This is a genomic window from uncultured Boseongicola sp., assembly GCF_937988555.1.
GTDB lineage: Bacteria > Pseudomonadota > Alphaproteobacteria > Rhodobacterales > Rhodobacteraceae > Boseongicola.
This window is the reverse complement of record NZ_CALJXO010000024.1, coordinates 1-10988: the sequence shown is the minus strand read 5'-3', so window position 1 is coordinate 10988 and position 10988 is coordinate 1. Positions and strand designations below refer to the sequence as shown.

At 54.6% G+C, this 10988-nt stretch carries 10 protein-coding genes and 1 pseudogene; 9 read left to right on the top strand and 2 right to left on the bottom strand.

What is annotated here, in order from left to right:
* Window positions 1-82 precede the first annotated feature (82 nt).
* From Q1B15_RS01130 to Q1B15_RS01110, 5 genes and pseudogenes are all read left to right on the top strand, one after another.
* Window positions 83-1444, top strand: a complete 1362-nt coding sequence (locus Q1B15_RS01130; RefSeq protein WP_299748876.1) for an ISNCY family transposase — start codon at window positions 83-85, stop codon at window positions 1442-1444.
* A gap of 217 nt (window positions 1445-1661) precedes the next feature.
* Window positions 1662-1889: pseudogene (locus Q1B15_RS01125) on the top strand (IS30 family transposase); the annotation flags it as partial.
* 133 nt (window positions 1890-2022) lie between these two features.
* Complete coding sequence (gene idi / locus Q1B15_RS01120; protein WP_299748873.1) at window positions 2023-2553, top strand: isopentenyl-diphosphate Delta-isomerase; 531 nt, start codon at window positions 2023-2025, stop codon at window positions 2551-2553.
* Between the two features lie 247 nt (window positions 2554-2800).
* Window positions 2801-2938 carry a hypothetical protein gene (locus Q1B15_RS01115; protein ID WP_299748870.1) on the top strand — a complete coding sequence of 46 codons (138 nt, stop codon included), beginning with the start codon at window positions 2801-2803 and terminating at the stop codon, window positions 2936-2938.
* Complete coding sequence (locus Q1B15_RS01110; protein ID WP_299748867.1) at window positions 2939-4027, top strand: class I SAM-dependent methyltransferase; 1089 nt, start codon at window positions 2939-2941, stop codon at window positions 4025-4027.
* 304 nt (window positions 4028-4331) lie between these two features.
* Here the strand turns inward: Q1B15_RS01110 and Q1B15_RS01105 are convergent, their stop codons facing one another.
* The gene (locus Q1B15_RS01105) at window positions 4332-5462 is read right to left on the bottom strand and encodes a hypothetical protein (RefSeq protein ID WP_299748864.1); all 1131 of its coding nucleotides are present in this window, start codon (window positions 5460-5462) and stop codon (window positions 4332-4334) included.
* A gap of 442 nt (window positions 5463-5904) precedes the next feature.
* Here Q1B15_RS01105 and Q1B15_RS01100 point away from each other — a divergent pair, with 442 nt between their 5' ends.
* Window positions 5905-7293, top strand: a complete 1389-nt coding sequence (locus Q1B15_RS01100) for a DASS family sodium-coupled anion symporter (protein ID WP_299748861.1) — start codon at window positions 5905-5907, stop codon at window positions 7291-7293.
* Between the two features lie 257 nt (window positions 7294-7550).
* On the opposite strand, the gene Q1B15_RS01095 is transcribed toward Q1B15_RS01100, so the two are convergent.
* Window positions 7551-7730, bottom strand: coding sequence for a hypothetical protein (locus Q1B15_RS01095; protein WP_299748859.1), 180 nt, complete (start codon window positions 7728-7730; stop codon window positions 7551-7553).
* A gap of 647 nt (window positions 7731-8377) precedes the next feature.
* Between Q1B15_RS01095 and Q1B15_RS01090 the strand changes: the two genes are divergently transcribed.
* The 3 genes from Q1B15_RS01090 to Q1B15_RS01080 all read left to right on the top strand — a co-directional run bounded on the left by Q1B15_RS01090 (window position 8378) and on the right by Q1B15_RS01080 (window position 10780).
* Complete coding sequence (locus Q1B15_RS01090) at window positions 8378-9088, top strand: hypothetical protein (RefSeq protein WP_299748856.1); 711 nt, start codon at window positions 8378-8380, stop codon at window positions 9086-9088.
* Between the two features lie 180 nt (window positions 9089-9268).
* On the top strand, window positions 9269-10051 hold the full coding sequence (locus Q1B15_RS01085; protein WP_299748853.1) for a ZIP family metal transporter: 783 nt from the start codon (window positions 9269-9271) through the stop codon (window positions 10049-10051).
* A gap of 24 nt (window positions 10052-10075) precedes the next feature.
* On the top strand, window positions 10076-10780 hold the full coding sequence (locus tag Q1B15_RS01080) for a VIT family protein (RefSeq protein ID WP_299748850.1): 705 nt from the start codon (window positions 10076-10078) through the stop codon (window positions 10778-10780).
* Window positions 10781-10988: the final 208 nt, after the last annotated feature.

Genomic DNA, 10988 nt, shown 5'->3' with positions numbered 1-10988 from the left:
TGTAGCCGCAAAGCGATAATGTCACCCCTGTGCAAAGCAGAAATGTCACTCTCTCCATCAAACGAGTTGAGGGAGATTGAGCATGGGATGGGTAATGATGAGCGAGCGCGAGCTAAATCGCATAGAGGTTTTGGCGCAAGTTGATGATGGCAAGGTGACGGTAGAGAGCGCTGCGAACCTGTTGGACCTGACGCGCAGGCAAGTGTTCAGGCTGTTGAAGCGGTATCGCGTGGATGGGGCCTCGGCGATCCGGCATCAGTCTCGGGGCAAGGTTCCTAACAATCAAATCCATCATGCCAAACGTGACTATGCGCTGACGTTGATCAAAGAGACCTACGCCGATTTCGGGCCCACATTGGCGGCTGAGATGTTGGCAGACCACCACGGGTTCAAAGTGTCCCGCGAGACACTGCGCAAGTGGATGCAGGACGATGGTATCTGGTTGTCTCGCAAACAACGGCGAACATTTCATCAGCCGAGATTGCGGCGGGAATGTCTGGGCGAACTCATTCAGATCGACGGCTCAGATCATCACTGGTTTGAGGATCGCGGCCCCGCCTGCACCCTTCTTGTGTTCATTGATGATGCGACCAGTACGTTGATGCAGCTGCGGTTTGTGACATCTGAGAGCACCTTCAGCTACTTCGAAGCCTTGGACTTATATCTGACCGCACATGGTCGGCCGGTCGCCTTCTATTCCGACAAGCACACGGTATTCCGTGTGGCCAACCAATCCGCAAAATCCGGACACGGAATGACCCAGTTTGGGCGTGCTTTGAATGAGCTAAACATCGAGATTCTATGCGCAAACTCTTCACAGGCCAAAGGCCGTGTCGAACGCGCCAATCGCACGCTTCAGGATCGCCTGGTCAAAGAACTCAGGCTCGCAGGTATCTGTGATATGGAAGCTGCCAACGCGTTCCTGCCCAGCTTCACAGAACGCTACAACGCCAAGTTTGCAAAGGCGCCGCGCCGCTCGGACAACCTGCATAGACCCATGAACATCGAACCTGACCGGCTGCGGGATGTCTTCTGTTTCCGGGATGAACGGCTTGTTGGTGCGCAACTTGCATTCTCCTATGAGCGCAAACGGATCATCCTGGCTGAGAATGACATGACACGCGGCTTGCCTGGCAAATACGTGGACACCTTTGCTTTCCCGGATGGACAATTTGAAGTGCGTTGGAAGGGTGTCTCTATCCCCTACTCTGTCTTCGACAAAGATCAACGCGTAACCCATGCCGCGATCACCGAGAACAAACATCTCAGCGCAGTCTTGGAATATATCAAAGCTGAACAGGACAAAGCGGCGCCAAAGAAACGGCGAGCTGGCAAGCAAAAGACCCGCTACGAACCAACCGGGCGCCGCAATGATGGCTGGAACTCTAAGCTAGCTAGAAGAGCCAAAGCACAGGCTGAAATTGCGTCGAAAGCTGCGGAATGAACCACACCCGCAAGGCTCATCAACCCTGCGATATATGAAGTCTCCGGGTCGCTAAGCCTTGCTACCGTCAGCGCCTTTGGTGACATTTCTACTTTGCGCAATCGGTGACATTTCTGAATGGCGTTGACATTAATTGTGGCCGCAAAGTTAGAATGTCTCACATCTGCAAGAAGTGTCACACTTCCCTGTTGATCAAGCAGGATTGGAGTTGAACCATTGGTTCTGCGACCCTCAGTCACCTTGGCAAAAGGGAACCGTCGAAAACACCAACAACCGCCTGCGCCGCTACTTGCCGCGCAAAGCTGATACCACGGCGTTCACAGATCGATATTTGAGGTCGATCTGCGACCGCCTCAATGCAACACTGCGCAAGTGTCTGGGGTATCAAACGCCCGCAGAGGTCCTCCAGACAAAACTGATGGAAAGAGAGCAATCATTCAGATAAACTGACCAAACAGAAATTGCGCTTCAGCGCGAACTCACAACAAGAAACTCATGTCGAAGCGGCCCCTGGTGCACATCAAGATTGGCATAAAGAACGTCGCGCATCTGATGCGGCCTATCCCTGAGACATATGCATGACAGGCATGATACCGGCCTGGGTCGACGGCGTTCTGACCCCAGTCGAAAAGCTGGAAGTTCATCAAAAGGGGCTGAAGCATAAGGCAGTCAGTGTCTTTGTAATGAATGGTTCACGCGTACTGATCCAACAGCGGGCGCTGGTCAAATACCACACTCCAGGGCTTTGGGCGAACTCGTGTTGCACGCATCCTGACTGGGATGAAGACCCCCTCGCCTGCGCTGTTCGGCGGCTTCGTGAAGAGCTGGGGATCGAAGGTTTGTCGCCTTTCCACCGTGATCGGGTTGAGTATCGCGCAAAGGTGGGCGGCGGGCTGATCGAGCATGAAGTGGTTGATATTTACCTTGCCGAAGCCACTGCGGATTTGGCGACGCTACTTAACCCCGACGAAGTTCAGGCCGTAGAGTGGGTCGAGCTTTCGGCGCTTTCACAAGCCGTTGCCAAAACGCCTGAGAAATTCACGCCTTGGCTGCGGATATATCTGGCGGAATATAGGGATCGGATTTTTGCTAATCTTGCGCACCCTTAACCGCTAGTATTATCCCGATTATTGGTTGTGCATCGCTAGCTCCCCATTTTCCATTAGGGAGATAGCTAGCCAAGTAAGTTTTCTGCCCATTCTTAGTGGTTCCAGGGAGTGTTATGGGACTTGGCGCGACAACGCGCGGATCCAAGCTGCATATCTCCTTGGCGCAACGGTTTCTAAACTGTCTGACCACGTACCTTGTAGCGTGACCAGCGGCCGGCTTTATTTAATGGAGTGCAAGGTTGTGAAGATGGATCGTCTCTATTTAATTGTGGGTTTCGTCTGGTTGGTTCTGGGCATGGTTTTTGGACTCTACCTGAGCATCACTGGCCAGCTTCAGTTTGCCAATTCCCACGCCCATACGAACCTGCTTGGGTTCGTGATTTAGGTGCTTTTCGGACTCATCTACCGGGGCTGGCCCAGTCTTCTGCTCAGCAGGCTGGCTTGGCCGCAATTCGCACTTTTCCAGATCGGCACTGCGGTGCTTGTAGCGGGCAAGTTCGATATCGACAGCCGCGGCAGTGGAACATTGGCGCCTCAGGGTTCCATTTTGATCGTCTTGGGTACGGCCGTGATGTTCTGGATGTTCGCCATGTCCGCGACCGATGTTCCGGCGCCACAAAAAGGTTCCATCAAATGTGTGATGCCTGTTCATAAGCACTATGGTTCCAACGAAATCGTCGCGCGCATTCTTGCCGCCATCCCATGGTCAGAAAGCGATGGCGTGGCGCTGACTGCAAGTCTGCTTTTTCCTTTCGATCAGTTGCACGGACGGGAACTGTTCGCGACCAAGGAACACTCTGCAAGATTGAACCCGGAAATAGGCGCGCATCTGCTGGATATAGGTTCCGGGATTGGCGGACCGGCGGGTTACTTCGCGAGCATGCTCGGCTGCCGTGTGACCGGCATTGAACTGACACCCGATTTCGTCATTTTCGCCAACGAGTTGACTAGCTTTTGCGGCATGAGCGATCAGGCGAATTTCGTACTGGCCGATGCCGCGTCGATACAGTTCAAGGCCAACACGTTCGATCACGCCTATTGTCTTTATGTAGGTATGAATCTCCCTGACAAGCCGGCTGTACTTGCGGAGTGTTTCCGTGTTCTCAAGCCTGGCGCCACCCTGATCTGGACCGAAGTCACGTCACGATCCGGAGTGCCACATTACCCGCTGCCTTGGTCGCTGACCGCCGATGGCTCCCATGTCGATACCAGCGACACGTTGTGCCATCACCTGTCGAGCGCAGGATTTGAAGTCTTAACCGTCGAGGACGAGACCAACGCTCATCTGGTACTGGCAAATCGGATGAAGTTGTCGGGCAAGACGCCATTGGTTGGGCAGGTTCAGGCGAACGAAGTGGTTCTTGGCCCGGATTTCGTTGTGCGGCGCCAAAACTATCTAAAAAGTTTGCTTGAACACCTCATTGCGAGCACATTGATCGTAGCGCGAAAGCCGCAAGCCGAACACGTCGCCTGATCGGGTGTCGCAGCGTCAATCAATATCAGATCCAGTGCGGCGGACTTGTTTGTCCGCCTTGTCCCGCATGTGAGACATCGGGCACTGCCGCAGCGAACGGCCGGATTGGAAATTGGCCATTTGGCGCTCAGTGAGCGGCCGGTTTGGGGGAATTGTGCTGCACTGCCGCAACTCGGTCACTGCTTCGACCGGTGTGTCGTAGCAATGTTCGCTGCAAATGCATCAGGCCGGTTTGTCCCTAAAAGTGGGTCTTGATACTAGGTGCAGCGTAGGCTGCTGTGGGCCCGCTTCCCCCCTTAGTTCGCTAGGCGGCTGGTGCGGCCTCTGAGTAAAACCGCGGACGGAAAAACACGATGCAAAGCGCGCCAACGCCCGTCAGCGTAACTGCCAGCACCACAAGCCAACCCACGAATGGAACAAGGCCAATGCCGGCAATGACGACTGCGCCCACCGCAGCGGCGAGCGCTCGTTCAATCCAAGTGCCCGGATCGGCCCGGCCAATCAGGCTTAGCAGTCCGACGCCCAGCGCATAGGCGCCGACGATGTAGCCTACAAACCCAATTATTATAGCCAGAACAATCGACAATGGCATGGCCAACAGGCCGATCAAGCTCATCGCCAGAACCACAGAGGTTCCGATGGCAGCTGATAATGTTAAAAAGCCGAACCAAAATGACCGAAGTGGCCGGGCAAGGAACGTGGCGCGCATCTGCGACAGTTTTGCGGGGATCAGCGCAGCAAGAAGTGCGGCGAGCACCGTCACAGTCACGATGGTCGACAATAATCCGCGCCAAATGGTCTGGCGGCTGACGCCGATAGACGTTGGGGCATCCTTGGACCATTCCTCGACGGTTTTGCGCGCTATCCGTGCCGCGGGCACGACCTCATTGGGAACGTCGATTGAGGCCGGATCGGAATGATATATCGTCAGTGTGCCATCGATTTTGGCTGCCGGACCAAAGTTGATCATCTCGGCGTTCACAGCGACATCCCCGGTGATGGCGTTGTTGAATGTCACCGATTGCGCAGCAATTAAGGCCGCGCCACCGACGGTGCCGTTCACCGCAACTGATTGGCCAAAGGCCCGCAGATTCCGCCCAATATTGCCAATAGTCACCGTTTGACCAGCCAGCGTTGCACTGCCGGCTACGGCCCCGCTTAGCGTGACGGTCTGCCCGGCGGCATAGGCATTGCCCGCCACCGGTTGGGCAAGTATTACATTCTGCCCAACCATATGCGCGGAACCGGTGATCGGCCCGGCCAACGTGGTATCTTGCGCACCAAGAAACACGTCGTGGGCCGCCGCGTCGGTTACCACCACAGCGCTCCCTCCGCCATATAGGTCACCGCCCAGTTTTAGGAATTCAGGGTCGTCCTGCGCCGTAGCAAGCGTCGGCAGCAACAGGCACAGGATCAGAAAAGCTATCTTCCACATAACAATCTCCAAAAACGCCAGCGCGCAATTATGTTGCCCCGGTAGGTTCCAGTTGATGGGTAGTTTCACGATATTCACTCAGCCGGAATGACTCAGGTCAAGTCAGAGGTCACAAAAAGGGGCCCCTCCCCCAACTGAAAAGCTAACTTTTGGGAAATGCGCTCAACTTTGCCACAACCGCGTAAGGCCGGTTTGTCCTGCGGTTTCAATCGGCCGACGCAACACTTTAGTCTTTTTTGGAAAGATGAAGTGTAAGGCATGAAGTATCGTAGCCGAGTATTTTTTTCCGGACAAGCAGAAGTCAGAGATTTGGAATCGTTGGCAGCGCGAAGCATCCAAGCGCCGCCTGGCAGTTCTGCGACGGCTTTTGGTACATGTGGCCTATTTTATGGATATTAATGGAGAGACTGTTTTCAAAGATCAGCGCGGCTAAGGTGTAAACATGGAGTTAAGGTTCACGGCTATTGTTGCAGGATTTCTATTTTTGGTTGCGCCGATCTTTCTGTCGACTCCCAATGGGATCCCTGATGCAGCATGGCTGGCATCGGGTCTTGCGCTCACCATGGCGCTTTGGTGGTTGACCGAAGCATTACCGCTCGCCGCAACAGCGCTCCTGCCACTCGCCGTGGCTCCCCTATTAGGGATCGCAGATTTCGGCGAGATTGCCGTTTCATTTGGCCATCCGCTCATTATTCTTTTTCTCGGTGGGTTCCTACTAGCGAAAGCGATAGAAAAATCAGGGCTGCACCGGCGGCTAGCGTTCACGCTTCTCGGTATCGCCGGGAAACGTCCCGACCGCATTCTTGCTGCCATCATGCTAACAACGGCGTTTCTAAGCCTCTGGATCAGCAATACGGCGTCCGCGATGGTAGTCGCCCCGATAGCTGCGGCGATAGCCGCCTCACAGACTGAGCGCCCTGAGTTCGGCACCGCCCTGATGCTTGGCGTTGCCTTTGCCGCCACGATCGGAGGTATGGGTTCGTTAATTGGAACGCCTCCAAACGCAATCTTTGCTGCGCATCTAAGTACCGCCTATGGGATAGAGGTTGGGTTTGCTCAATGGGCAGCCGTCGGCGTGCCGACGGCGATAATCTTGCTGGTTGTAGCGTGGCTGGTCCTCACCCGGCTAACACCGCAACTGCAGCCTGAAAACCTAAAGATACCGATTGGCGGACGCCTCGAGACGATGCGTGTTTCAGAACGCCGCGTGGGGTTCATTGCCGGACTGACGGCTCTGGCGTGGGTTTTCCGTCCGGTGCTCGAGGCAGTGTTCCCAACACTCGCACTCACGGATGCTGGAATTGCTATGCTGGCCGCAGTTGCCCTCTTTCTCATTCCCAGCGGCGATGGTGAGCGTTTGCTCGACTGGCAAAGCGCCCTGACGCTGCGCTGGGATGTGCTTATCCTGTTCGGTGGTGGGCTGGCACTAGCGGGCATCCTCGATCAGACTGGCCTCGCTGCATGGATCGGAGCGAAAATCGAGACGCTTGATTACCTGCCCGAACTTTTGTTGCTTCTGATCTTTGCTGCGCTCATCGTCTTTATCGGCGAGCTGGCTAGCAACACGGCGATGGCGGCAATTTTTCTTCCGATTGCCGGCGCGGTGGCGGCGTCTCTGAATATCGACCCAGTGACCTTCATGTTGCCCGTCGCTTTGTCGGCCTCCATCGGGTTCATGCTTCCGGTTGCGACGCCGCCCAACGCGATAATCTTCGCAAGTCCGTCGGTCACGCGCGTCGATATGCTTCGCGCAGGCGCGCCGCTTGATCTGGCAGGAATACTGATTTCCGTCGGCATGGGTTCAGTTCTGGCTTCGATTTTTTTCGGATGATTGACGATTTTTCGAAGGATTTCTCCCAGAATGGCAAGGTGTAGGCAAATCTGAAGCAGTTTTTGGCCTATACTTCCCGAGGTACACTCCATCTTTCCAAAAAGACTAAAGTGTTGCGTCGACCGATTGAAACCGCACCGCAATGCGGTTGTTAGCGTAGAGATTACGTTCAAAAATGAGCACTGAGGTCGGCGTAAGGTATCAATAGCCGGACATTGAGAAGAAAGAAGCTCTTATGATGAGCCGAGCGCGCGGAATTAGCGCATTTTTTGAATTTTCAGTTTGTCTTGTTTTGCTCTATTCTTAGTCGACTCCTCAGAACGCACGAGAGCTTTGGCAATAGCCTTTAAACTCATCCCCTTTGTCGCCAGCAGATGCAGCTTTTGGATTACATCATATGTCCAAGCTTGGCGGTGGCGTTCGTAGCGTTCGGTCATTGGTGTCGTCTGCCTTATTATTATGTAGGAGCTATCATAAAGCATGGTCGTGCCGATGGTGCCGGTACAATTTCGATAACAATTTAGAAAGGACCTGTCGATCGAACAGATGCTGCGGAAAAAAATATGTTCAATCTATTTATGTGATCGAGACCCGAACCAAATCGAGATATCCAACTACTAAGAATAATGGCTTTGTTCGCAGGCTGTGTGAAAAGCCTATTTTTTTCTTCGTTTCAGTCCGGTTCGCTTTTGAAAATCTGCAAATGAGCGGTTCAGTTCCACCAGAGAAGAGCCCAAATCTGGCAATTTTCGGCGTTCGTTGAAGCCCCTCTCGTGCAGCAGATCCTCCACATTCCGAAGCTAAGGCGGAAACCACGCTTAGTGCATTGCAGCACGGTGGATGATCTCGGGGCGTGTTTTGAAGTAACAAAATGGGATGCGTTTTGTCATCCCACGAAGCGAGGTCACCGCCCTGCCCGCCTCAAGTTGGTGTCCTCTGACAGCGCCGATCTGCCCGCTCGGGTCCGATGATTGCTGAATGCGGGTCACCTTGGATGGCGGGTTGGGTTGATCCATATCAGCGCGTCATCAGTCCACTCAGGTATGAAGCGACGGGAATCCAACACCCATCAAGAGAAATATCGATGAAACGCCTACTTGCAACAGCATTCGTTCTTTCACTCACCGTCGCCCCAGTCGTGGCCGGTCCCGTAGTGGACTTCGAAAATTCCTATAATGTGGCCTATTTCAGCTACCGCACCGCGCTTTTTGCGACAAACACAGGAGACACGGCCAAATCCGTTGGGGCACTCAAGCAACTGGAGAACAACTGGACCGGACTTATGACACAATACCGTGCCAGCCCTCCGCCACAGTTCGAAGCTGATCCATTATGGGATCAAACCATAGAAGACGTCACGAACCTTCTCGACCGATCCAAAACACTGGCCGATGCCGGTGATCTACCCGCAGCGCATGAAACGCTGGAGGGCATCCGGGAGGCGCTTGGAGCATTGCATGCACGCAACCACGTCGAGACATTCTCCGACCGAATGAATGCCTATCACACCGAGATGGAAGTGATCCTTGGCAGCGACACGGCCAATATGGATGTGGAGGTTAAGCGAGCCTTGCTTGAGCATTCGGCTGTGCTCGCATACCTCGCCACGGACGTTCTCTCGGCTCCGCCCGCCGCGGCGCTCGAAAGCCCAGAGTTTGCAACCCTTGCGGCGGGACTGCAGACATCTGTTGACCAGTTCGTCGACGCTGCCCGCTCCGGCGATGACGCCGCCCTTCTAGAGGCGATTGGAGCGCTTAAAGTGCCATATTCCAAACTGTTTCTGAAGTTTGGATAAATCCTTACCGGCTCTCGCTGCTGACGCGGATTGGGGCAGAAATCCGCCCCATCTGGCAGCTGCGAGTTTCCATCCTAGGGCTGTTTTGCCCGCAGAGCCATTATTCGACTATGCCGCATTGAGCCCCTGCTTCAGGCCAAAAGCGGGCAACTTGGGACCATTATCCGCTAGGAAAGCTGCGTGGAAAATCTTTCGCCAATAGCCCTCGGATTCCTTGGGAGCCTTATCGCCGGTCTCATGACGGCAATTGGTGCCCTGCCCGCACTCTTTGGAAAGGCACCGAGTCGGGGTGTCCGGGATATGTTGTTGGGGTTTGCGGCCGGAGTAATGCTGTCCGCGTCATTCTTCTCTCTGATTATCCCGGCTCTGGAGGCCGCGGGCATAAGGTTTGGCGAGGGCGTGATCCCCGCTTTGATTGTCGTTGTCGGAATTCTTGCAGGGATGGCTCTTGTCGCTTTGCTGAACGAAACACTCCCCCACGAGCATTTCAGCACCGGACGCGAAGGGCCGCAAGGAGCGTCACTTCGCAAAATCTGGCTCTTTATCATTGCGATTACGATCCATAACTTTCCTGAGGGTTTGGCCGTGGGAGTTGGATTTGGCGCTCATGGGCTAACGGGCGGCATGCCGCTTGCAATTGGTATAGGACTGCAGAACCTTCCCGAAGGCCTTGCAGTGGCTGTGGCATTGGTTGGTGAAGGCTACAGTCGGTCCCGCGCCTGGAGTATTGCCGCGCTCACTGGATTGGTTGAACCCATAGGCGGTGCGATTGGAGCAGCGCTGATCGCGTTCTCGGAGCCGTTCCTGCCGTGGGGCTTAGCGTTCGCAGCGGGGGCCATGCTCTATGTAATTAGTCATGAAATTATTCCGGAAACACATCGTAGCGGGCACCAGAACAAAGCGACTTTTGGGCTCTCGATAGGACTTGTTCTTATGCTATTTCTCGATGTTTGGCTAGGTTAGAGCCTCCCTTGAAAGGAACACACAATGAACGTCATCAGCGCGCATCCCGGTAAGCCGCACTATATCAATCGTAGCGGCTGGCTTCGCGCGGCAGTCCTCGGGGCAAACGACGGTATTGTATCCGTTTCTTCGCTGATTGTCGGGGTTGCGGCAGCCGATCCTGATCCTCGGGCAATCATGATTGCGGGGGTTGCTGGGTTGGCCGCGGGTGCGATGTCCATGGCAGCTGGGGAATACGTTTCGGTCTCTTCTCAGTCTGATATCGAAACTGCCGATATCAAGCGTGAAGAGATTGCGCTGGAGGAGATGCCTGAAGAAGAATTTGCGGAACTGGTCGCGATATATCGTAAGCGGGGGTTAAGCGAGATAACCGCGCAGACCGTCGCAAGAGAACTATCTGAAAAAGACGCTTTGGCTGCCCATGTCAGAGACGAGTTGGGACTCTCAGAAATTCACTCTGCCAACCCTCTTCAAGCAGCATTTGCGTCCGGTTTAACCTTTAGCTTGGCAGCAGCGATACCGGTTTTGGGTGCGTTCTTTGCGCCGACGTCTCTGATTATTCCGATTGTTCTAGTTGTGACGATCATTGCGCTTGCCGGACTGGGCGCACTCGGCGCGAAAGCCGGCGGCGCACCATTGCTACCCGCTACACTCAGAGTTGTTAGCTGGGGTGTCTTTGCCATGAGTGTCACAGCCGGCGTTGGATGGATCTTTGGTGTGAGCGTTTAGGAGGTCATGTTTTGGCAAGATTGATTAGGTGCGTGTAGCACCGCCAGTCTGGGGTCGGTCCGCGTTGGAAGCAGTAGCGAAGCACATCTCTGTACCTTCCAAATGGCAGAAATTGAGCGACAGTACCGCCCTCAACAGGGTCCACAACAGCGCCGCGGATAGGAAAATGTGCAGGATTGCACTGGTCTGCGTTCTGGTTGGAGCGCGA